The sequence below is a fragment of the [Leptolyngbya] sp. PCC 7376 genome (assembly GCF_000316605.1).
Taxonomy (GTDB): Bacteria; Cyanobacteriota; Cyanobacteriia; order Cyanobacteriales; family MRBY01; genus MRBY01.
Genome location: NC_019683.1, coordinates 488,088 through 511,502, shown reverse-complemented (window position 1 = coordinate 511,502; position 23,415 = coordinate 488,088). Strand labels below are relative to the sequence as shown.

The following is a 23,415-nucleotide window of genomic DNA, read 5'->3' as shown; positions in this document are numbered from 1 at the left end:
AAAAGTTTTGGTGACTGGTGCAACGGGACGAACTGGCTCCCTTGTTCTACAGAAATTGCAGGCGTTACCGGAGCAATTTACCGCTAAAGGTTTTGGGCGATCGCCTCACGCATCTTTTCTTCGTTCATTTCAAGCACAACTCAGAATCTCTAGTGGAGAATCTTGTAAGTCTACTTGCTGGGAAGAGTGAATCGCATAACCTTCTTTAGAAAGCGCAGAAATAATTTTCTGGAGGTGTTCCGTTCCCCGCGTCTGCAACACAAACTGAATATTGACAGACTGAAGCGGCAAACTGGTAAAAGCTCGCTGATGTTGAACTTCGATAATATTCGCACCGGCATCACCAATACATTGAGAGACTGCGGCTAATCTTCCGGGCAAATCCTTTACATCGACATTTAGCCGGACTAATTGGCCAGAACGCACTAATCCTTGCTGCACAATGCGAGACAAAATCGGCAAATCAATATTTCCGCCACTCAGAATGATTCCCACTGACTGATCGGCAAAGCGATCACCCAAACAAATCAAACAATTCATCGACTCACTGTCAAACTAATGCAGCCCGTGAGAGTGACGGTAGCCATTGATCATTTGCTTCATTCCTTTGTGCTACGGCCTCTAATGAACAGTGGAAAGCGAGACAAATAAGATAAATATTTTTTGTGGCAAGGAACAATGCAAAAAAACTTCGTTATGGTGAACTTACAGAAGGCATAAAGCGACCTCAAAACCGATAGAGAGAAAAGAAGTCACTATGGATAAAAAAAAGGGCGAGAATAAATATCTTCAGCAAGTCTTACAAGAAAAAGCAGAAATCGATCGGAAACTTCGACGTCGTGCGCCATCCTCTCCTATTCCCCAATCCAATACTGGTGCGGTAATTCCACAGCCCATCCACAGAGCTATCGATTATCGCATTACAGGTTTCTGGCTTTGGAAAAGTGTCATTGTTCCGCCTAATGTATACATTGTGCATACGCGTCGTGGACATCAGCAGCCGATTCATATTGGTAAAGGTATTTCGTTTCGGTTTAATCCCCTAACTGATGCATTTCTCGTTATTCCGGCTGCGGTACAAACCATCTTGATTAATGCCAATTGTATTTGCATCGAGCGGCAAGGGATTTTGGTGCAAGCCTATGTGCAGTGGATCATTGATGATATTGATACTGCCTATTGGAAGCTTGATTTTTCAGATCCAGAAGATCCCATGGGCATTGTGAATGTACAACTGAGGGAGCAAGCCGAAGCTGCAATTAAAGATAAAGTCGCAACCCTCAGCATTAATGATGTCTTGAGTGATAAACAGTCAATTATTGAAGAGTTGACTCATCGTTTGCAGACGGTGGCAGAGGGAAGCCGCAATGATGGCGATCGCCTCAATACATCGGAAGGGTTAGGGCTAAAAATTGTGACAGTACAAATCAAAGAAGCAGTCGTCAGCTCCACGCAACTGTGGCAAAACCTTCAGGCTCCTTTTCGGGCAGAACGGGCAAAAATGGCTCGGCTAGCGCAACTCGAAAGCGAAGAAGAAATCAATGAGCGGGAATTAACCAATCGTCTGAGTAGTGAACGGGGCGACCTAAACGTTACGAGTGAAATTGAACAGTTGCAAGCTCAACAAGCGCGGGTTGCCTATGACCGGGAACAAGCAGAAAAGTTACGACGGAACCAAGTTGAACAGGAAGCTGAACGGCAAATGTTGGCAGAACAAAATCGTACTGCCCAAGCGAAAAATCAAGCCCGTTTAGAGTTGGCGTTGCAAGAGCTAGAACTGGAACAACAACAAATTACAGCGGAAATAGACAAGTTACAACAGCAAATGCAGTTAGACGCAATCGAAGCTGAAAAGAATCGTGCTGAGGTTGCAGCTAATTTGGATATCGCAGAGCTGCGTCACACCACAAAAATGGCTCAGGGCGATCGCCAACTAGAATTGGATCGGAAGCAGCGGGAAATTGAAAATGAATTATCGGAAGCAAATCTTCAGGCACGATTGATCACTCAGTTACCAGAAATTGCAAAGAACTTGCCTGCTCCCCAAGAACAACGAACAACAATTATTTCTGCTGATGCCCAAGAAAGTGCACTCAATCCCCTTTTAGCGCTGCTCGCTGGCGTTTCAAATTTCACTCAAGATTTTTTGAGAGAGAAAAACTCAGGAAATGATTAATGCTTATTGATCAGTCGGCAGATTTGCACAATTAAAACAGAAGAAGTCTGCGAAATATTAATGCGATAGATTTGTTGGTTTTTCTCACCAATTATTTCGCTCATCCCAATACTTCCACCACCAAACATCGAGAAATCCAAAGAAACTAAAGCTGTCTATCATCTGCGATCGCCCAAAGAAATTGCACAATTCATAGAATCTATCAATAACTGATAACAGCCGTTTATCTAAAAGTGAATATCTTACTAATTGCTTAAAACGATTTGTCAAATAAGTTTATTGAAAAATCACTGTTTCAATTCAGTTTCTCTAGTTTTACGCTCATCCCAATACTCAGTGCAAGCGGCCACATTATAAGGGGATTCGTTCATTGCTTTTTCAATAACCGCTACACCAAGAGAAATACGTTTCTTTGTTTGTTCATCCCAAACTGTTATGCCATTGTCCCAAAAGCAGGACTGTTCAAGCTGTTCCAGTGTGAGTTTTTGGAAGTCAGAGATGCCTCCTAAAAATTGTATCTCTGACAGATTGGCCTTCGTAAAATCTGCCTCATCTAAATTTATACTGACAAGCCTCACTCCTTTTAGATTCGCTTTGGTGAAATTTACTCTTTTTAAATTTACACCAGTAAGTCTTGCTCCTTTTAGATTTGCTTCAGTAAAATTTGCTCCTTCCAGATTTGCACTTATAAAATCTGTTTTCTCTAAATTTGCGCTCATAAGATATGCTTCTTCTAGACTTGCAAGCATAAGATTTGCTTTTTCTAGATTCGCATTCACTAGCCCTGCTTCTTGTAAATTCGCCTTAACAAGATCTGCCCCTTCTAAATTCGCATCCCAAAGCAATGTTCTTTCTAGATTTGCCCAGCTAAGATCTGCGTCTTTTAAGTTCGCATTGACAAGATATGCCTCTTTTAGGTTGACTCCTGGAATATGAGCATTTTGGAGATTGATCCCAAGTAATGACACATTATTTTCATTTAGATCCTCTAGAGCATCTGTACGACCACCACCATGAACTTGTCCAACCGCTGAATTAATAACTTGCCAAGCCTGATAATTTGATTGTTTCTGTCGATCTTCTGCTCCTGCAAAATAGCTGTAAACAGCAATAATTATGGCTGCTTTCCCTGCGAAATCTAGGATCTCAAAAATTGCCATTTTATAAAGTAGCGCAGCTAAGTCTTCCAGTCTTCTTTCTGTCTGAAAAGCGAAGGTAATCACATATTGTTTTAATTGCCACAAGCGCACTTTGAAACGATGCTTCTGTAAATACTCTATTGCTTGCTGCCAATCTGCATCCGAATTCTCTTCGATACCATGCTTTAAACGTTGCTGATAAATCTCAAATGCCGTCTTTTCAGTTAACTTTTCAGGAATAGGTTTTGGTGGTTTTGCCATTGTTATTTTGGATCGATGCTTCCAAACACCTTAAGCCATTAGAGACTAGAGATAAAATCACTCGTATTCTCCTTGCCACAACAGAAAAATACGGTAAAGTTTTGCTGTATTAGTGATCGCCCGCTAAATTAATCTCCCACACACTGATTCATGTCGTGGAGCAGATTGCTTTAAGGTGTGGCTTAGAGGATGTCTGAAAAGTCTTTATGTTCGATAAATACTGCGTAAATTCCGCCAGGTTGATCGCCTGAAGTACTTATTTTTACGTGCAACTCATTTCGACAAAAGTTACGGTCAGACCCTTTTCAGACATCCTCTTAGTATTTTCATTGGTGATAAATCGAGATGGCAACTCCTCTCAAAGTTTTGGTGACTGGCGCAACGGGACGCACAGGCTCCCTCGTTTTACAGAAATTGCAAGCATTACCAGAGAAATTTATCGCTAAAGGTTTTGGGCGATCGCCGGAAAAAGCGACTGAGATTTTTGGCAATACCGATAACTTTTACTTTGGTAGCATTCTCAACCCCACGGATCTTGAAGTGGCGATCACCCTGCCAGCGATGACCATCTACCAAGTTAAAGGCAAATGGCTAGAGGTTGCATAATAACCAGAAGTTTCTAGATCGAGCACCTCTTCAACACGTTGGTAATGGGCTTCCGCTTCGGCCAGTGAATTCCCAATACTGGTGAGGCCAAGTTTGCCGTGTTGGGATAGGGTTCCCATCAAATGAAATACAGTACCTGTTTTCGTGCTGCTATCGAAATGTAAGCCGTGCGCCGCAATGATATCCATCAAATCACTGGGCAAAAGTCCTTGGTATTGGTTTTTCTGGAGATTATCAGAGGCAATGTAGTATTTTTCTTGTCCTTGCGGTGTAAAAAATAAGCCTGATTGATAATCATACTCACCATTAGTCAATAACTTGAGGGTCATCAGAGGATGGGTTGTTCCTCCTTTACGGAGGTTAATTTCAATTGCTTGGAGATCCCAGGATTTGTCTGGCTGTTGGGTCGCGATAAAGTCAACACCAAAGCGCTCCATTGCACCCTTTGCTGCCAGAATTTCACCGACCTTTAAACCGAGGATTTGTAACTGGAGACGATATTCTGCCGCAGCAGGGAAGGTACATCCCAAGTAAATTTGACCATCCTGCCCACCTAAAATTTGATCATGGGTAGAGAGAATTTCGACCTTTCCACTCGGCAAAATCAACCCTTGCACACTCGGTGATCGCTTGGTTTCCCCTTCGATAAATGCTTCGGCGATCGCCCCAAGTTCTGGAATTCGTGAAGCAAAATGTTCCCAAGTTTCCGTTGCTGCTTGGAAATTCATTTCCGGTAAAGCTTTCGCAATTAATGTTTGCCGTTCAGTCAGGGTTGAAACGGGAGGCAATGGGCGCAGATCAAGCACTGCATTTCCCTCCCCGGAAAACCCCTCATTCAGCTTAATTACAATCCTCTGAAGTTCCGGCTTTCGATGCCATAGCGACGCTGTGACTTCAACTAAATCTGGGACTGTTTTCACGAGATGACTACCATCAGGGAATGGAATTTCTGCCAACTCAAAAGCTTGACGACTACCACTTTTTGAACCCCAGTGACTCACGTCTGGACTAGCTGCAAAGAGTGGCACTTGGAGCTTTTCCGAGAGTTCTTTTTCTAACTCAGTGGCGTTATAACACACCATAAATGACTGATTGGGACGCAGTGCCCGTCGGATTTTAGCGACGAGGCGGGGTCGATCCAGAATTTTTTTTGTTAGTGGCTTGTAAGAGGTGTCGTAGGTGGTAATCAGCAGCAGGCGATCGCGGGCATGGGAAAACGGAATTCCCGATAAAAGTTGGAGATAGTAATCAATGATCAGAGGGGCGAGGGGCTGCGCGGTGACATAGATGAGCCGAGTGAGGGGATTACGCAGCCGAATGAGAGAGAAGAGTAAACGTTCCTCGTAGTGCAAGAAACCTGGCACGTTCTGACCAACCTGCTGGTCGATACTAAAGGACGGAATCACTAAAATATCTTGGTTACCCGTTTCTAGCTCTTCGTCATCTTGCCAACATTTTTTCAGCTGATGCTGCAATGCGGCGAAGGATTGGAAATCATCGGAAGCACTCGGCACGGTTTTCTCTCAGCTGAACATCAATCGAAATACCTGTAGCCTCCATACTAAAGACCAAAGGATACGGTGTGGCGATCGCCTTAATAGTATTAGAGATCTTATAGCAGGAACTAGCGAGCGACGAGAGCAATTCCCAGTCTTGGCGTTATTGCGTTTGAACTTAGCGCGGCGATCGCCCCAAGAAATCTCACAATTCCTCGAATAAACCAGCTCTTGATTTTGTTCTCGCATTTCATTATCACTAGACAAAATTTACTCAGGTAGCACTGTTTATAATTAGAATGCAATCTTATTTTGAGGTGATCGCCATGGTTTCGACAGATGAGGTTGTCGTATTAAACCCAACAGTTAAAATCCCAAGCCGCGCTTTAGAAGAGATTTGTCAACGTTGGAAAATTACTGAGCTATCCTGTTTTGGTTCTGTACTGCGGGATGATTTTCGAATAGATAGTGATATTGATTTGTTGGTTAGTTTTGCCGCAGATGCCAAGATTACTTTTTTCAATCTCGATACCATCGAACAAGAATTTAGCGAGCTTTTTGGCGATCGCCCCATAGACATTGTGACCCGCCATTCCATCGAAAACAGTCATAATCCAATCCGCCGCCGCAATATTCTTGAACACAGCCAGGTTTTATACAATCGATGAATCGAGACCAAGAGATATTGCTAGATGCAATAGAAGCGTGTAATCTCATTTTGCAATTTAGCCAAGGCTACAACTATACAAACTTTGAGGAAGATAAAAAGACACAATCGTCAGTTCTATATCAGATAGCGATTTTAGGAGAAACAACAAATCGCTTTTCTACAAAATTCATTGCGGAAAACCCTCAAATACCATTCCATGCAATTCGCGGCATGCGAAATCGCGTCATTCATGAATACAAAGAAGTAGACTCTTCAATTTTGTGGGAAGTAATTCGGATCGATATTCCAAACTTATTAAGCTCATTGCAAAGGATTAAATTTTAGAGATGATTGCCCAACGAAATCGCAAAATTCATTGAATCAATCGGCAGTTAGTTTTGTTTTTTACATTTGCCCATTCAAACATAATTTAAAATCCCTGATGGAGAATTTTGTCAGTCAACTTGTTGGGAAGTATGAATTGGATAACCTTGTTCCAAAAGCGCGGCAATAATTTGCTGGAGGTGTTCCGTTCCTCGCGTTTGCAACACAAACTGAATATTGACTGATTGAAGCGGCAAGCTAGTAAATGCCCGCTGATGCTGTACTTCGATAATATTCGCGCCAGCATCACCAATACATTGGGATACTCCGGCCAATCCTCCCGGCAGATCTTTGACATCTACATCCAGCCGAACCAATCGACCGGAACGCACCAATCCCCGCTGCACAATGCGGGACAAAATCGGTAAGTCGATATTTCCACCACTCAGAATGATTCCCACTGACTGATCAGAAAAGCGATCGCCATATTTCATTAAGGCTGCAACCCCAACGGCTCCGGCTCCCTCGACAACCGTTTTTTCTCGCTCTAACAAAAACCGTACGGCATTTTCAATCTCAGCTTCCGACACCAATAAAATCTCATTCACCCATTCCCTCGCAATCGGTAACGTCAATTGACCAGGAGATTTTACGGCAATGCCTTCCGCAATTGTTGAACTACCGCAAACTGCCAACTCTCCTTGCAAAGCTCGGAACATCGAAGGAAATCGCTGGGTTTGTACGCCGATAATTTTGATCTCAGGTTTTATACTTTTTGCGGCGATCGCATTCCCACCAATCAAACCACCACCACCCACTGGCACAAGGAGCACATCCAGCTCAGGGTAAACGGTCAACATTTCAAGGGTGATCGTTCCCTGTCCCGCAATAATGCGCTCGTCATCGTAGGGATGAACCGTCTGCAATCCCTGCTCATGGGCTAGTTTTTGTCCGAGCATAATCGAATCGTCTAGGGTATCCCCATGAAAGATCACCTCAGCTCCAAACGCACGGGTACGCTCCACTTTGATATTGGGAGTGAATTTTGGCATCACAATCGTTGCTGGAATACCAAGCTGTTTCGATTGATAAGCCACAGCCTGAGCATGGTTGCCCGCAGACATTGCCACAATGCCTTTTTCTCGTTGTGCTGCATTTAAAGACAGCAATTTCACCAAAGCACCACGCTCTTTAAATGAGCCAGTAAATTGCAGATTTTCAAATTTCAGTACAACTTCTGTGCCAACCAGTTCCGATAGCGATCGCGACTGACGACAGGGCGTATTTGATACTCGTTCATGAATAATCTCAGCAGCCTTGCGAATATCCTGAAGCGTGACAGTCATCTCAACCTCCTCGACTCGTGTGCTCGGCTAGGACAGGAATTTTATCTGAGATAACACCATACTTTCTGCCAATTCGAGCTAATGCATCAATGCAACGATCGAGATGTTTGCGGGTATGGGCAGCGGAAATCTGTAGACGAATGCGAGCCTGACCTTTGGGCACAACCGGATAGCTAAAACCAATGGCATAAATCCCCTCTTCCAGCAAATCGCGGGACATATCTTTGGCCAGTTGAGCCTCGTAAAGCATAATCGGCACAATCGGATGGATACCAGGTTTAATATCAAAACCCAAATCCGTTAGCCTCTGGCGAAAATAGTGGGTATTCTCAGCAAGGCGATCGCCTAACTCTCGATTCTGCTCAATTATCTCTAACGCTTTGAGACTCGTGTAAACAATGACTGGAGCCAGACTATTGGAAAATAAATAAGGGCGCGATCGCTGACGCAATAAATCAATAATGACTTGGCGACCGGAAGTGAAGCCCCCCGAAGCTCCGCCCAAAGCTTTACCCAGCGTGCTGGTAATAATATCGACTCGACCCATTACACCGCAGTATTCGATAGAGCCTCGACCTGTTGCACCGAAAAAACCAGTGGCGTGACTATCATCGACCATCACTAAAGCATCATAGCGATCGCCTAAATCGCAGATTTGCTTTAACTTGGCGATCTCCCCATCCATGCTAAAGACACCATCGGTGGCAATTAATCGAATTTTGGCAGACTGAGTTTGCTGTAGAGCCTGCTCCAAATCCGCCATATCACTGTGGTTATAGCGATAACATTTCGCTTTGCATAACCGTAATCCATCAATAATGCTGGCATGGTTAAGAGCATCACTAAATACCGCACAGTCATCATCTAAAAGCGTTTCAAACAAGCCACCATTGGCATCAAAACAAGACCCATAGAGAATGGTATCTTCTGTGCCGAGAAACTGTGAAATCTTCGCTTCTAACTCTTTATGGATAGTTTGAGTACCGCAGATAAATCGCACCGAAGACAGACCAAAACCATATTTAGCAAGACCTTCCTGGGCGATCGCCACCAGCTCTGGACTATTGCACAACCCTAAATAGTTATTTGCACAAAAGTTAATCACGTCTAGCCCTGTGCTCACAGAAATATCGGTTCCCTGAGGCGATATAAGAATGCGTTCTTCTTTATGCAGACCGGACTGGCGAATCTCTGCCAAAATTGACTGAAAGACGGGGGAAGCTGTTTTCATCATCGTGGTATCTCCTGCTATTTCGACATAAAACCTGTCTCTAACTAATTGCCAATACCTTTGCGAGACAGTTGCTGGAGCATATCTGTCACAATTGCCGACAAATCATAATGATGTTGCCACCCCCAATCCTGCCGCGCTTGGGAATCATCAATTACCATTGGCCAAGAATCGGCGATCGCCTGCCGGAAATCGGGAGCATAATCACAACTAAAATCAGGCAAATGCTTTTGAATCTCTGCAACGAGTTCTGCGGCGGAAAAACTGACAGCGGCAATGTTATAGCTAGAGCGAACGGTAATCGAATCAGATTTCGCATCCATCAGACCCAAAATAGCGGCGATCGCATCCGGCATATACATCATTGGTAAGCGAGTATCAGGGCGGACAAAACAACTGTAATTGCCAAATTTGAGTGCATCGTAAAAGATTTCTACTGCAAAATCCGTCGTGCCGCCTCCGGGCAAAGTGCGATGGCTAATGATGCCGGGTAGACGCAGACTGCGTACATCCACGCCAAATCGATCAGCGTAATAGTGGCAAAGCATTTCCCCTGTAGATTTTGTAATGCCATACATGGTGGAAGGATCTTCGATCACGATTTGGGGAGTATTAATCTTGGGAGTATTCGCCCCAAACACAGCAATCGAACTTGGCCAAAACACTTTCACTTGGTGCGCTTTCGCCACTTCCAGAACATTTCTGAGACCCTCGATGTTTACCTGCCAGCAACGATAAGGTTGCATTTCCCCCGTTGCCGACAACACCCCTGCGAGATGATAGATGGTATCAATATGATCTTGCTCTACAAGTTCTTGCAGTCGCCATATATCTGTGACGTCCAGAATCCGATACGACTGGCGATTTGCGCCTGAGTTAGAGGGGAGTCGGCGGCCAGTTTCAATTACTTTTTTCACGCCATGATAGTCATGCAGGGCGATCGCTAAATCACTTCCAATCTGACCATTAGCACCGGTAATTAAAATACTTTCTACTTTAGTCAAAATCCCCTCCCAGCAAATCATTTTCAGAGTTAAATTCAAGCAACAAAAAACATCAGAATGAACTGAGAATGCCCATTTCTATTGAATTCGGGAGCTTTATTCTGGGTAGATCGACGCCTTGAAATCCACTAAAATCATTAGAAACAAAAAACAGAAAAACTTATAGGGTTAGCTGAGAAGTTTATTGACAGATAAATTTTCAAATGGATTTAGGGAACTCATCAATAGCAGCTAACACAATCATTATTGACGGTTTTTATATCGAAATCGACCCGTCATGACTAGAATCCAAAAATTGAACGCTATTACATCTATTGTATTCATTCTTTTAGAGAGTGTCAGGTTTTGTGTAGTCTTTTGTGTAGTTTGTCTCTCTGTTTCTTCCTGCTTTAAGCAACAACAAAAAGAAAGCAATTTCGATTGCAATAAGCTCGGAATCAGCATCTCTAATCTAATACTTATCTGCGTTATTTTTTGATGGCAAATCAAACGTATTAAATCAAATTAAAACAATGGTGCCAAAGTCAATATGAGTGTTCCAGCTACAATAGTCATTTATAACAGTGCAGGAATGATGAGGGATAACTTTGGGGCGATCGCCTGGAGAGTTGCCAATAGCCGATCTATCTCTGCCAATGTGTTGTAGTGAACTAAACCAATCCGCAAAAAACCACCCTTTGATTCAATACCCAACCGCTCAGTGAGATTGAGAGCATAAACATTACCGTGCCAAGTGAAAATATCGCGATCGCCTAATGCTTTAGCCAGTTCATAGGGCGTATATCCTTGCAGATGAATTGAAACAGTGGGGACACGCCAATCAAAATGTACCAGTTCCGTAATGCCATAGATGGTGACCCCCGATATCTGCAACAATCCCATCACTAAATGCTCGCAAAGTTTTCGTTCGTATTGGCGAGTCGCATCTAGAGCCGCAACTAAAAGCGCATGGCGATCGCCACGGGCAGATGATACCCGACGACCCAACTCAGTCAGATAGTCAATTGTGCCGATGACTCCAGCCAACCCCTCAAAATTCAGTGTGCCAGTTTCCCAGCGAGAGGGAACGACATCCGCCGCAGGTCGAACTTTGTAGGGACGCAAACGTGCCAAATGTTTCCGTTTGCCGTAGAGAATACCGACATGGGGGCCAAAAAATTTGTAGGCAGAACAAACAAGAAAATCGCAGTCCATTGCCCGCACATCGATCGAACCATGGGGAGCATAATGCACTGCATCAACAAATACCCAAGCCCCTACCTGATGAGCTAAACGAACGATCGCCGGAATATTATTAACCGAGCCACTGGCGTTAGAGGCATAGACCACCGCGATTAACTTTGTGCGATCGCCCACCTTCTTTTCAAGATCTGCCATATCCAAGGTGCAATCACTCGGGTTGATATCCACCATTCGCACCACAACCTCTTTTTCCTCCAATGCCATCCACGGCGCAACATTAGCATCATGGTCTAATCGCGTCACAACAATTTCATCGCCCGCCTTTAGTTCTCTGGCGATCGCCCGACTAAAGCGAAAAGTGAGCGAGGTCATATTTGCACCGAAGACAATTTCATCACCATCGCAACCCAGAAAATCGGCCATCGCCTCCCTTGCCGCTGTGATGGTGGCATCGGTACGTTCACTCGTGATAAAAGCACCGTGGGCATTGGCGTTCGAGTGCACCAGATAGTTTGTCATCGCTGAAATCACTGAATTAGGGACCTGTGTCCCACCCGGCCCATCGAAAAAGATGACGGGTTGCCCATTGTGTTTCTGGGTTAGTGCTGGGAACTGTTGGCGAATCCAATCAATATCAAAAGACATGACACTCTCTCCTATCGCAACGGTATGGATAAACGATGTGCTGAACTAGGTTGACAACATCGGTTTGTGAAAATCGGTAATCACTAAACCCGGACTCGTAAAGACAAACACATCTCTAATTCCTGTACCTCGCTCAGCATCATCCACAAAGAAAGGAGATGTGTAATGGAAATATCGGCGATCGCTAATCACAAGAAATTCACCGGGATTCAGAATTTTCGTGATGATTGGCTTACTCTCTGGGGAAGTGTACAAAGACGTTTTCGCCCCATCAACATTTTGACGACTCAGACAAAAGATCCCCATAGTTTCCCCGCCATCCTGATGAATCCCTTCTGGACAAGGTTGTGCAGGTTGTCCACTCGTCGCCACAGTACGAATTTGGTGGATACCGACTTCGCTAGACCCAGAACAAAGGCGGGCAAAATCAAAGAATTCAAGCACTAATTTTTGAAAATCTGGCAAGGTAAATAATTCTGGCTCTAATTCTGCATATTCTCGTACAGCCCCCCCTAGTAATGAGTTGCCATCTTGACCTTGAGAGAAATAGTTGGGTGCTAATGGATAGAGGCGATCGCCCAAAACTTGCACACGAGAAAAACGTCGGCAGCGATACCCTCTCTCCAAATATGGATCGACTGGGAGATTCTCAAAGAAGGGTTCAAATTTTGCCAAATCAATGGCATTAAGGCTTTCAATCGCATAGTCAGTTTTGCAATTAAAGTTTTGAGTCTGTCGTGTTTGCAACATGATTACTCCTATTTGGATTTGGAATACTTCAAAAATGTGGCGATCGCCCAACTAAACAGCAAAGTTAGTGAGAGCATGTTTGCGCCAAAAACACTCTCATCGTTTCGGTAATTCTGTCGTGACTAAGTCAGGACAAGTGAGGACAAATACATCCCGAATACCGTTCTCAGTCGAGAGTGCACGGGTGGGAGATGTGTAATGGAAATATTGGCGATCACTGACCACGAGTAATTCCCCAGGATTGAGGATTTTTGTCATCACAGGTTGCTCACTATCCTTCGATTTAAATAGCGAGGTTTCAGCTCCTTCAATGTTGTGGCGACGCAAACAAAAGATACCGATCGTATCCACACCATCTTGATGGCGACCTTCTGGGGCAGGATGACCAACATGATCCATCCTGGCGATTGTGCGAATTTGATGAACACCAATCTTATTGGAGGTTGTGCATAGTCGCGCAAATTCAAAGAATTCAAATATCAACTTCTGGAAATCAGGCAGATCAATCAATGCTTGGTCACATTCGGGATAATCTCTCACCACGTCACCTAGCAAGGGATTGTAATCTTGACTCTGGAATAAATAGCCATGGGGTAATCGATGAATGCGATCGCCAACCACTTCTATATGCGAAAAACGTCTGAATCGATAACCACCTTCGAGATAAGCATCAGCAGGCATATCCTCGAAAAACGGCTCAAGTTTTTTCAGGTCAATCGAATTAACATGCTCCAAAGCGTAGTCAGTTCGACAATTGAAATTAACACTTGGAATATTCGTCGCATCCATCGTCAATGCGGGAACATGATGACTCGGCAGCTGTTCTTTCCGCAGCCCAGTTTGCCTTGCTTGCTGTAAATCTTGGGTAAGTTCATCGATCATTTCATGAGTGACATGACCCATCGTGAAGATGTGGGACATATTTCCGACCGTTGCCAAAGACCATTTGCGAACAATCCACTCCGGCGGACGATCAAAGATCACGGATAAACCAAGATCATTTTTCCAAACATTCAAGCCTGCATCGGTAATCCGCTGAACGGCATAGTCTGCGGTTTCGAGCATTTTTAACGCATATTTAGTCAATCCACTAAATCCTTTTGTGGCGATCGCATACCAAAGGAAGATGGGAGCCAACCCATTACGTGACCCTGACATCGTGGAATCAAGACTACCCACGTAGTCAATTTTTTCCCACTCATGCCTCATGTTGCCTTTCAGCGTCATAAAAATGGCGCAAGGAAAAGGCGTCCCAATAAACTTATGTCCGGAGACCGCGATACTGCCGATGGGGAGACGAAAATCGAAAATAGGAATCTTGTTTGTGGAGAGCTTAGCATCATGATCATTTTCCTGACTCACCTCAAGAAAAGGTAGAAATAGTCCACTCAATGCCGCATCAACATGAATGTAAAACTTCTCGATATGGTGTTGACGCAATTGTTTAACAATCTCCTCCAAATCATCGTAGGCACATTTAAAGGATGTCCCCATGGTCACCACAATCAGAGGAGGATTCGCATCGATATCACTTTGCAGAATGGCATCCATTAATTTGGATACCTTGATAGATCCTTTTGGCGTAGACGAGATAATCTCAGAGTCAATCGCCAACATTCGCAGCGCCTTACGGATCGAATAATGGGTCTCCTCAGAAAAATAGGCGATGGGCTTGGGAGATACAGACGATGTTGATTCTGACTCTAGAAAAACACGGCCTGTATACAGACCATACATATTTGCCTCAGTGCCACCACTAGTCACATAACCCCAATAATCCTTCTCTTTTGCATGAAAAAGTTTGGCAAAGAATTCGATGATAGGGCGTTCCATCATCCGTGAGTGAATGCCATAGGTGCCCGCGACAAATGGGTCACCAACATTATTAATATGGAACTCCAAAAAATCAGACAGAGCAGAATAATCAAAGTCAGCGTTAACTTGATATCCTGCAAAGTGAGATTTTTGGTCACGAAAATACTCTTTCAAACCATCCATATGACTTTTTATTTCATGCCTTTCTAATTTCTTTGACTGATTAACCAAAGAAAAATCTTCCAATACAATCTTTTTTTTGTCTTGTAATTCATCACTAATTACTGACATAATTTAACCTCCTGACCGGACATCCCTGTCGCAAGGGAGCCACATTAAAAAACGGCCTATATTTTTTTCGAGAATCCGAGCTTTATCTCATTATTCAGCCAGCACAATTTACTACGGCATAGACTTTTTCTACTGCCACAAACCCAAATATCAGATAAACTCTCGACTTTACCTGGCTACTAAAGGACGATCGTCAATTAGGGAAGCATTATGCAACCTATATCTCTTCACGAAAAATACTTCCCTATCAACGATTTACTGATAAAGGATTACTTCAGTCCTAGTTATTTTTTACCTATGTTGATTTTTTCAAACCAGGGAATCCAGAAAAATGACATTCTCTGAACATTTGATGAATCCAGTTATCTTTTAACATCAACTGCCTCGAAGCTTCGAGAAAAAGCTCCTCTAGTTGCTCATGGCTAGCACCTTTCACTGCATCGCCTAACATCTTCAAACGAAACTGCTGCTCCATTCGGAGCGTACTTGGATTATCTGTCATTGTCTTCACCTCAAATCAGAAAATACTGCCTTATGCACTTTTGAAACAGGAGTATTTACTGCGAAGTGAAACTTTTTGAGCAAGTCCTATTCAGAAAATCAATGTGGACTTGTTTCTTTAAAGTTTTAATCAGAAGGCAATAGAATCACCTATCACCTCACAAATATCCTGTTACCGAAAGGCTAGTCTATAAGATCTTACAAAAACACAATCGATCACCTTGACGAAAGGTCGCCATAGGCGGCAGCTTACGATCATTTGGCTTCCAAGAAAAGATCTTAATAAGTTACAACAGAGAATTGGATTCACCTCCAATTTCTTTAGACTGACACTTTACTAAGACTATTATAACAAATCTCTTTTTTCATTATTCTTTAACAATTCAAGCAATAACGAAAAACCATTTACACTATCTTTAAATTCTTCCAGAGATAAGTATTTTCGATTTCCATCTTATAGCGGCACTCTATTATCAACGATTTTTAAGCCTATATTTTTTCAATCAAAAGTAGATCTAAATCCGAATGCCACGAACTTTGAATAAAGCAATCTTTTCAGAACACTAACTATATACTTCAAGCATGAATAAATTAGCAATAAAGAATTCTCTCTAACCTTTTTTATTGAGTATGGCGATCGCCTCAACGGATTACACAATTTCTAGAGTCAATTAGCTCTTGATCATCGAAGTATTTTCAAGAGGGTAAGTTTAGACTAATCCCACCAAAGCGTTAATGTCTTTGTCCTTAATAAATCTCTCTGCATCACCTCTAATCCAAAATCATCGGAATCTGGATCAAGCCCTTCCATTAGCTCTAGATTTTCAGGTGGTATCTGTTGCCCATGTGCCTCCGCGATCTCGATGAGATCCATTAAACAGCCATATCCTTGATCAATAGTGTCAGGGCAAAACTCATAGACTTCTTCGCAAAATTTACGCAGCTCTTTCGGCATTGTCTTGAAAGCTAATTTCACTGTGGCATAATCGATTTCTAAAACATCGAACTCAAAATTCTTTGACCATGTTGATAGGCGTTCAATAATATTTTCTGTCGTCACATCGCAATTGATGCCATTCGTTCCTAAAGTTCGTATTTGGTTAAATGCTTGATTTAAATCCATATGTTTCATCATAGATAATCTAGAGATATTGGATTGTCTCTATTTTTTTCAATCAAGTATGGCGATCGCCCCAGAAGATGCCACACTTTCTAGAGTCAATAACTCATGTTAGGAGTTTGTTTAAGACTGACGATTACTTTAGAGTATGGCTTGGTATTGCTATTTTTATTTGCTGTTAACCGGAATGTCTAATCCTCTCCAAATTCTTGTCACTGGTGCCACTGGACGCACAGGCTCCTTAGTCGTTCAAAAGCTGCAAGCATTACCAAAGCAATTTTCGGTTAAATGCTTTGGGCGATCGCCTCAGAAAGCCACAGAAATATTTGGCTCCACTGAGAATTTTTACTTCGGTAGCATTCTGGAAACACAGGCTCTTGAGACAGCTATTGTAGGCTGTGATGCCTTAGTGATTCTCACCAGCGCAACACCTCAAATGAAAGCGCCTTCCCAAACCGGACAACGGCCAGAATTCGCCTTTCCAGACGGAGAAATGCCCGAACAGATTGACTATCAAGGTCAGCTTAACCAAATTAATGCCGCAAAAAAGGCTGGAGTTCAGCATATTGTGCTCATTGGTTCGATGGGCGGTACTGACGAAAATCATTTTCTGAATACCCTCGGCAACGGCAATATTTTGATTTGGAAACGCAAGGCAGAGCAATATCTTGTCGACTCCGGCATTGACTACACCATCGTTCGGGCAGGTGGTTTGCTCAACGAAAAAGGTGGTAAACGAGAACTCGTCGTCAGCAAAAATGATGTCTTGCTCAAGAACACTCCTGATGGCATAACAACAGGCATTCCTCGCGCGGATGTTGCAGAAGTTGTAGTGCAAGCTTTACTCGAACCCAATGCCCGCAATAAAGCATTTGATGTGGTAACCAAGCCGGAATCTCAAGCAACAGTCACCAATAATTTCTCCGCTCTATTTGCCCAAACTCAACCGGGTTTATAGCGGTTTACTCTTTGAGATTTACCAAATGTTGATGCTGTAAATTTGCGGTTCTGACTCACCAATAATTTCGCTGATCCAAATTCCACCACCGCCAAACATCGCGCCATATTGATTAAGCAAAAGGTCATCAATTGTATTTGTCATAATTCGGGCTTCCCACTGGGTTAGGTCAGCTTCGCTTAAGATATCGGGAAGGTCGCTATTGGAGACCTCGGTGGACTTTTCCTCATCAGGGTAATTCACTTTGACAGGGTCTGTACTGAGAGAGGCAAGTGCCTGCCAATTTCTCTCATAAACAGCTTGATAAATTTGGTCAGCGGTGGCCTTGAGTTGAGCCTCAGAAATACCAGTCACATCTTCTCGGTCGGCAGGAATATCATCATCCGAGGTATAAAACGGCTCTAAATAAGGCTCTTCTAGTAGGACAGTATCACCTTGGCTCACCAGCAAATTATTGCCATACTCAGAGATTTCAGCTTCGTAGGTGATGTCACCTGATACCCACTCATAGATACAAACATCACCACCACAGGTACGTGTGCCTTCTGTCAGAACGATACAAGGGTCTTCGAGACCATCCCCAGTGTTACAGCCATAATAGGTAAATCCTTGGGCGCCTTCTGCAATGGTAATCTCCCATGACTCACTCTGATATTGACTCAAATAGAAAATCTCGCTAACGGTATCAGTGGATGGCGATTCCAATTCACTTTCGTTGTCGATTTCCGTTTCGGGAGCCTCGGCAACAGGAGTTGTTGCTGGACTTTGGGCAATAGGTTCACCAAGTGTTCGGTTGTCTTCTAAAGTCTCACCGGCCTCATTTGTTATTGCGTTAGAGGTTTCTGATGGGGTCTCTTCAATTGCCTCTTCTTCAATCGCAGGGCTACAAGCTGTCACCGTCAGAGCAAAGACACTCAAACCAACCGTTAATGTTTTTGTGAGCCAATCATTTTTCATAGGAGCCAAGGCTATTTTTTCGCGCCACCAAATTCCGTACTCTCCCATTATGAAAGTCCGGTCTGGAGACGTTCGATTGTTGCAGCGTTTTGTTACCTCTTCAGGCGATCGCCCTACACACAAACCTAAATTTCAGTGAGAGATTTTTTCAGAGCAGCCACCACTTGCTGCTGTTCTGGTTCGCTCAGATCGGGAAACATCGGCAGCGACAAAACCTGATGGGAGCATTCTTCCGCAATAGGAAATTGACCTGATTGATAGTCATATTCCAAAAAGACAGGCTGTAAATGTAGAGGCTTTGGATAATAAATCATAGAGCTAACCCCCTGTTCCTGAAGTTTTGCTTTGAGAGTATCCCGCTTGCCATCCTTCACTAAAAGTGTGTACTGATTCCAAATATGAGTTCCGCCATTAGGGCTAGTGGGTAATTGAATCTGCTCTTCTAAACCGGCCAATAATTTTGTATAGCGTTGGGCGATCGCCGCCCTCTGTTTATTCCACTGGTCGAGATGGCGCAGTTTGATATTGAGGATGACTGCTTGGATGGTATCAAGACGACTGTTTACACCCATTACATCATGTTGATACCGAATTTTTGAGCCATGTTGCCGTAGCATCTTGACTTCAGCGAGCAGTCTTTCATTGTGGGTCGTAATGGCACCACCATCACCGCAACCACCAAGATTTTTCGTGGGGAAGAAACTAAAACAACCGACATCACCAATCGCCCCAACTTTCTTATCACCCCATGCAGCTCCAGTGGCTTGGGCACAGTCTTCAATGATTTTTAAATTATGGTCAGCGGCGATCGCCATGAGCTTATGCATATCAACGGGTCGTCCGAAAAGATGCACTGGAATGACGGCTTTTGTCTTGGGAGTGATGGCAGCTTTAACTTGGTCGAGATCGAGATTAAAACTATCCGCTGTAATATCAACAAAAACGGGCGTTGCCCCCATCATACAAATTGCTTCGGCTGTGGCAATAAACGTAAAGGTAGAAGTAATAACTTCATCGCCAGCCCCAATGCCTAATCCTTTTAAGCCGAGAAATAATGCGTCAGTTCCAGAGTTGCAACCTGCTGCATAGGGAGTTTCGTGATAGGCCGCAAAATGAGTTTCAAAGTCTGTGACAGGTGCGCCGCCGATGTAACGCCCAGAGCTGAGAATATCTAGAACGGCTGCATTGGCTTCATCTGCAATGGTTGCGTATTGGCGTCCTAAATCAACGGGAGGAATTTGGCTCATAGGTGGCGGTGACGGAGAAGTGGCATAAATATAACTGTTATAGGGTATTGGAGTTTAAAAAAAAAGCAAGATGGACGAATTTATTCAGCTCGACGGAGGGGATTTGGGATGGGCTTTTGGATTAATCGCATTGGCGATCGCCCTATCTCGGTGGCAAAAGCTTGATCTCGAAGGACAATTTCTCATCGCCACAGGACGCACTCTTCTCCAGCTTGCGGTGGTGGGCTATGTGCTGGGAGCGGTCTTTGCATTGGCACATCCGATACCTGTGTTCGGCATTATTCTGGTGATGCTCTCCATCGCGGCGATCGCCTCAAAAAATCGTCTACAGGGCGCAGGCAATTTTCCGTTAATGTTTGGGTCAATTTTTCTTGGGTTTGCGTTGCCTCTAACCTATGTGTTGATCTTTATCGTGCAACCTGAGCGTTGGTATGACCCACAATATTTGATTCCGTTGTCAGGAATGATGATGGGCAATGCGATGAATAGTGCGTCTCTTGCGGGGGAAAGACTCAGTAGCCAAATCAAATCTAGTCGCCTCGAAATCGAAACTCAGCTCTGTCTCGGCGCAACTCCAAAACAGGCGATCGCCACCTATCGCCGCGAAGCAATCCGAGCCAGCCTAATCCCAACTATTAACGTCATGATGGTTGTCGGACTTGTCAGTTTGCCCGGTATTTTTACAGGACAAGTTTTATCTGGCATCGATCCTTTAAACGCAGCTTCCTATCAAATCCTCATTCTGTTTATGATTGCTGCCACTAATATGCTCAGTACATCTCTCGTCACAGAAGGCATTTATCGGCAATTCTTTAACAATGAGTCTCAACTAGTTCTGGAATAAGGCGAGCAATTGTAAGTATAGATTTTTATGATTTTTCAAGGACAAGACCAAAATGTCATTTACTAGTCAAACATCAAAAGAATGTTAGATAGCCCAGCGCTCCGAACACCTATCGCGATTAGTTTAGGGGCAATTATAGGTGCACTCTGTCGCTATTTTGTCGGTCAGTGGCTCACTCAATCCCTAGCGCTAGAGTTTCCTATTGGAACTATGCTCATCAACATCAGTGGCTGCTTTTTAATGGGATTCATAACAACTTTAGCTAGCCATCGCCTATCATTAAATCCAGACGAATTGCTGTTAATTACCACAGGCTTTTTAGGAGCCTACACAACATTTTCATCCTATGAGCTAGATGCCGCTAACTTGCTGGAGACTAGAAATCTACTAGGAGAGTTGACATATTGGATAGGTAGTCCGTTACTAGGTTTTTTTTGTTTTGGTCTAGGGGTGACTTTAGGTAAGGTTCTTAAATCTTGGAGTATTTCTGAAGATTAATAAGAGAATCAATCGTCGGTTTTATAGCCAATATCGACCCAAGAAAATTCCTAGCTCAACACAAACAAATCCTAAGATAGGACTGCCCAACCAATATAAAAAGGCGACGGCAAGTCTATCACTGCGGAATAAATTGGCTGAGTCGAATATGTAAGAAGAAAAAGTCGTATAGGCTCCCAAGAAACCAACTAAGATAAATTTTTGAATCACAATCGGCAGCTCATAAGCTGCAGCGAGAGCTGCAAATATACCAATAATTAGCGCCCCAGTCAGGTTCACAAATAACGTCCCATAGGGATATTGAGAACCTTGTTTTTGTATCCAGAATAAGCTTATGTAGTAACGACTTAATGCACCGAAGACAGCTCCGTAAGCGACGATCAAGGGAATCCAATCCATAATTTTAAATATTGTGTGAATATCCTTAAAAGTAATTCGGTAGTCCTAAAAATATAAGATGGCAGGCTGAAGTGAGATGAAGTTGCACATTTTAAGTGACTTACACAATGAATTCGAACTATTTGAAGCACCTCAAACGAATGCAGATGTGGTGATTCTTGCTGGCGATATTCATGTGGCCAAGAAAGGGATTGATTGGGCTATCAAAACATTCCCAAATAAACCTGTTATCTACGTTCTCGGGAATCATGAATATTATGGCAGAGCATATCCCAAACATATTGATGCTCTAAAGTGTCTAGCTCAAGATACCAACATCCATATTTTGGAAAAAGATAGTCTAGTTATTGATGGAGTAACCTTTCTAGGCTGCACATTATGGACAAATTTTGAGTTGTTCGGCGCACCTAAAATTGCAGGCTATGAAGCAACTCAGGTGATGACGGATTACAGGAAGATTCGCGTTAGTCCACAGTATCGAAAGCTTCGATCACTAGATACCGCCATTATTCATCGAAAATCTTTAGATTGGCTAACTCAGAAAATAACAAAGCTCAAAAATAATGAGCAAAAATTTGTTGTGATTACACATCATGCTCCTAGTAAGCGATCAATTGCAGAGAAAGAGAAAGCGAATATACTCAGTGCAGCTTATGCTTCTCATCTTGACGATTTTGTTGCAAAATCCAGCGCTATGCTGTGGATACATGGCCATATTCATCACACCCAAAACTACTTCATTGGTCAAACGAGAGTAATTGCTAATCCCAAAGGTTATCCTGACGAATTGAACCCTAGTTTTATTCCTGATTTCCTCGTTGAAGTGTAAATATCTCAGGTTGCAAAATCTAGATAGTGACGTATTCAGTCGACTTTGATACTCACTAGAATCAGGGAAGACAGACTAATTTGGGAAATAAACAGTTATCATGTTTTGCCTAGGTTTCTATACCCATAAGTGAGAGAACTGCTGCACCATGTTTACTGCTGCCCGCCCCACTACTCCCAAAATTCCTACTGATCTGTTTGCGGCGATCGCCGACCTAAAAAAAGACTTAAACGCGATTGTCTTGGCGCACTACTACCAAGAGCCAGATATCCAAGACATTGCCGACTATATCGGTGATTCTCTCGGACTATCTCGTCAAGCTGCCGAAACAGATGCAGAGGTGATCGTTTTTGCTGGAGTGCACTTCATGGCAGAAACCGCGAAGATTTTGAATCCTCACAAATTGGTTTTGTTACCCGATCTCAATGCAGGATGCTCTTTGGCTGATAGTTGTCCCCCTACCGAATTTGCAAAGTTTAAGGCCGCAAACCCAGACCATATCGTCATTTCCTATATCAACTGCACCGCCGAAATTAAGGCAATGAGCGACATTATTTGCACCAGCTCCAACGCCGTCAAAATCGTCAATCAAATTCCTGAAGATCAGCCGATTATTTTTGCACCAGATAAAAACCTTGGTCGGTATGTGATGGAGCAAACGGGTCGAGATTTATTGCTGTGGGAAGGTAGTTGCATTGTCCACGAAACTTTCTCTGAGAAACGCATTATCGAACTAAAGGTGGAAAATCCAGGCTCTGAAATCTTGGCGCACCCCGAATGTGAAACTCCTGTGCTTAGCCATGCTGATTACATCGGTTCTACGACAGCATTGCTGAAATATTCAAAAGAGAGCGATCACCAAACATTTATCGTGGCGACAGAGCCGGGCATCATCCACCAGATGGAAAAGGATAGTCCCGACAAAACCTTTATTCCTGCACCTTCAACTGACGAGACCTGCGCCTGTAACGAATGTCCTCATATGCGCCTAAATACCCTCGAAAAATTGTATTTGGCGATGAAAAATAAGACCCCCGAAATCACATTGCCTGAAGCGACTTCAACCGCTGCCCTCAAGCCTATCCAAAAGATGCTGGAGATGAGTCGTTAAACAGGCCATTTTTACCGCGAGTCGGCTCTAGCGTTA

At 43.4% G+C, this 23,415-nt stretch carries 23 protein-coding genes; 9 read left to right on the top strand and 14 right to left on the bottom strand.

The genetic code is table 11. The features are described from left to right. Positions 1–129 precede the first annotated feature (129 nt). A complete protein-coding gene (locus LEPTO7376_RS02275) occupies positions 130–540 on the bottom strand; it encodes an ACT domain-containing protein (RefSeq protein WP_051188701.1) in 411 nt (136 codons plus the stop codon). A gap of 217 nt (positions 541–757) precedes the next feature. On the opposite strand from LEPTO7376_RS02275, the gene LEPTO7376_RS02270 reads away from it, so the two are divergent. Continuing rightward, positions 758–2,176, top strand: coding sequence for a hypothetical protein (locus LEPTO7376_RS02270; RefSeq protein ID WP_015132670.1), 1,419 nt, complete (start codon positions 758–760; stop codon positions 2,174–2,176). Between the two features lie 287 nt (positions 2,177–2,463). On the opposite strand, the gene LEPTO7376_RS23130 is transcribed toward LEPTO7376_RS02270, so the two are convergent. Beyond that, on the bottom strand, positions 2,464–3,576 hold the full coding sequence (locus LEPTO7376_RS23130; protein WP_015132668.1) for a pentapeptide repeat-containing protein: 1,113 nt from the start codon (positions 3,574–3,576) through the stop codon (positions 2,464–2,466). A gap of 345 nt (positions 3,577–3,921) precedes the next feature. Between LEPTO7376_RS23130 and LEPTO7376_RS02260 the strand changes: the two genes are divergently transcribed. Then, positions 3,922–4,182, top strand: coding sequence for a hypothetical protein (locus tag LEPTO7376_RS02260; protein ID WP_015132667.1), 261 nt, complete (start codon positions 3,922–3,924; stop codon positions 4,180–4,182). On the opposite strand, the gene LEPTO7376_RS02255 is transcribed toward LEPTO7376_RS02260, so the two are convergent. Beyond that, positions 4,146–5,696, bottom strand: a complete 1,551-nt coding sequence (locus LEPTO7376_RS02255; RefSeq protein WP_015132666.1) for a peptide ligase PGM1-related protein — start codon at positions 5,694–5,696, stop codon at positions 4,146–4,148. The two genes, LEPTO7376_RS02260 and LEPTO7376_RS02255, sit on opposite strands and share 37 nt — an antisense overlap. Positions 5,697–6,004: 308 nt before the next feature. Here LEPTO7376_RS02255 and LEPTO7376_RS02250 point away from each other — a divergent pair, with 308 nt between their 5' ends. Further along, entirely contained in the window at positions 6,005–6,346 is a 342-nt protein-coding gene (locus tag LEPTO7376_RS02250) for a nucleotidyltransferase family protein (RefSeq protein ID WP_015132665.1), read from the top strand. After that, positions 6,343–6,672, top strand: coding sequence for a DUF86 domain-containing protein (locus tag LEPTO7376_RS02245; protein WP_015132664.1), 330 nt, complete (start codon positions 6,343–6,345; stop codon positions 6,670–6,672). The genes LEPTO7376_RS02250 and LEPTO7376_RS02245 overlap by 4 nt, the downstream gene beginning before the upstream one ends. 110 nt (positions 6,673–6,782) lie before the next feature. Here LEPTO7376_RS02245 and LEPTO7376_RS02240 read toward each other — a convergent pair whose 3' ends face one another. The 8 genes from LEPTO7376_RS02240 to LEPTO7376_RS02205 form a co-directional block, all read right to left on the bottom strand. Then, positions 6,783–7,997 (bottom strand): threonine ammonia-lyase, encoded by a 1,215-nt coding sequence (locus tag LEPTO7376_RS02240; RefSeq protein WP_015132663.1) that lies wholly within the window; start codon positions 7,995–7,997, stop codon positions 6,783–6,785. A 1-nt stretch (position 7,998) separates the two neighbouring features. Further along, positions 7,999–9,231: a glycine C-acetyltransferase gene (gene kbl, locus LEPTO7376_RS02235; RefSeq protein WP_015132662.1), complete on the bottom strand. Its 1,233-nt coding sequence runs from the start codon at positions 9,229–9,231 to the stop codon at positions 7,999–8,001. 41 nt (positions 9,232–9,272) lie between these two features. Next, the gene (locus LEPTO7376_RS02230) at positions 9,273–10,232 is read right to left on the bottom strand and encodes an NAD-dependent epimerase/dehydratase family protein (RefSeq protein ID WP_015132661.1); all 960 of its coding nucleotides are present in this window, start codon (positions 10,230–10,232) and stop codon (positions 9,273–9,275) included. Positions 10,233–10,787: 555 nt separating this feature from the next. Then, positions 10,788–12,059, bottom strand: a complete 1,272-nt coding sequence (locus tag LEPTO7376_RS02225; RefSeq protein ID WP_015132660.1) for a cysteine desulfurase-like protein — start codon at positions 12,057–12,059, stop codon at positions 10,788–10,790. 45 nt (positions 12,060–12,104) lie between these two features. Continuing rightward, entirely contained in the window at positions 12,105–12,809 is a 705-nt protein-coding gene (locus tag LEPTO7376_RS02220) for a 2OG-Fe dioxygenase family protein (protein WP_015132659.1), read from the bottom strand. 96 nt (positions 12,810–12,905) lie between these two features. Continuing rightward, a complete protein-coding gene (locus tag LEPTO7376_RS28210; protein ID WP_015132658.1) occupies positions 12,906–14,915 on the bottom strand; it encodes a histidine decarboxylase in 2,010 nt (669 codons plus the stop codon). A 295-nt stretch (positions 14,916–15,210) separates the two neighbouring features. Then, entirely contained in the window at positions 15,211–15,417 is a 207-nt protein-coding gene (locus LEPTO7376_RS02210) for an NblA/ycf18 family protein (protein ID WP_015132657.1), read from the bottom strand. Positions 15,418–16,131: 714 nt separating this feature from the next. Beyond that, positions 16,132–16,539: a DUF4253 domain-containing protein gene (locus LEPTO7376_RS02205; protein ID WP_071880727.1), complete on the bottom strand. Its 408-nt coding sequence runs from the start codon at positions 16,537–16,539 to the stop codon at positions 16,132–16,134. Positions 16,540–16,723: 184 nt separating this feature from the next. Here LEPTO7376_RS02205 and LEPTO7376_RS02200 point away from each other — a divergent pair, with 184 nt between their 5' ends. Beyond that, positions 16,724–17,494, top strand: a complete 771-nt coding sequence (locus LEPTO7376_RS02200) for an SDR family oxidoreductase (protein ID WP_041764708.1) — start codon at positions 16,724–16,726, stop codon at positions 17,492–17,494. Positions 17,495–17,512: 18 nt separating this feature from the next. On the opposite strand, the gene LEPTO7376_RS02195 is transcribed toward LEPTO7376_RS02200, so the two are convergent. Further along, positions 17,513–18,499 (bottom strand): hypothetical protein, encoded by a 987-nt coding sequence (locus LEPTO7376_RS02195; RefSeq protein WP_015132654.1) that lies wholly within the window; start codon positions 18,497–18,499, stop codon positions 17,513–17,515. Positions 18,500–18,576: 77 nt separating this feature from the next. Further along, on the bottom strand, positions 18,577–19,698 hold the full coding sequence (locus tag LEPTO7376_RS02190) for a DegT/DnrJ/EryC1/StrS aminotransferase family protein (protein ID WP_015132653.1): 1,122 nt from the start codon (positions 19,696–19,698) through the stop codon (positions 18,577–18,579). Between the two features lie 70 nt (positions 19,699–19,768). On the opposite strand from LEPTO7376_RS02190, the gene LEPTO7376_RS02185 reads away from it, so the two are divergent. Together LEPTO7376_RS02185 and crcB (LEPTO7376_RS02180) are read left to right on the top strand one after the other, a co-directional pair. Next, the gene (locus LEPTO7376_RS02185) at positions 19,769–20,542 is read left to right on the top strand and encodes an ABC transporter permease (RefSeq protein ID WP_015132652.1); all 774 of its coding nucleotides are present in this window, start codon (positions 19,769–19,771) and stop codon (positions 20,540–20,542) included. An 81-nt stretch (positions 20,543–20,623) separates the two neighbouring features. Further along, the gene (gene crcB / locus LEPTO7376_RS02180; protein ID WP_015132651.1) at positions 20,624–21,040 is read left to right on the top strand and encodes a fluoride efflux transporter CrcB; all 417 of its coding nucleotides are present in this window, start codon (positions 20,624–20,626) and stop codon (positions 21,038–21,040) included. A 21-nt stretch (positions 21,041–21,061) separates the two neighbouring features. On the opposite strand, the gene crcB (LEPTO7376_RS02175) is transcribed toward crcB (LEPTO7376_RS02180), so the two are convergent. Beyond that, positions 21,062–21,439 (bottom strand): fluoride efflux transporter CrcB, encoded by a 378-nt coding sequence (crcB, locus tag LEPTO7376_RS02175; protein WP_015132650.1) that lies wholly within the window; start codon positions 21,437–21,439, stop codon positions 21,062–21,064. A gap of 76 nt (positions 21,440–21,515) precedes the next feature. On the opposite strand from crcB (LEPTO7376_RS02175), the gene LEPTO7376_RS02170 reads away from it, so the two are divergent. Then, the gene (locus tag LEPTO7376_RS02170; RefSeq protein WP_015132649.1) at positions 21,516–22,268 is read left to right on the top strand and encodes a metallophosphoesterase; all 753 of its coding nucleotides are present in this window, start codon (positions 21,516–21,518) and stop codon (positions 22,266–22,268) included. A gap of 148 nt (positions 22,269–22,416) precedes the next feature. Further along, positions 22,417–23,379: a quinolinate synthase NadA gene (gene nadA / locus LEPTO7376_RS02165; protein ID WP_015132648.1), complete on the top strand. Its 963-nt coding sequence runs from the start codon at positions 22,417–22,419 to the stop codon at positions 23,377–23,379. Positions 23,380–23,415 lie beyond the last annotated feature (36 nt).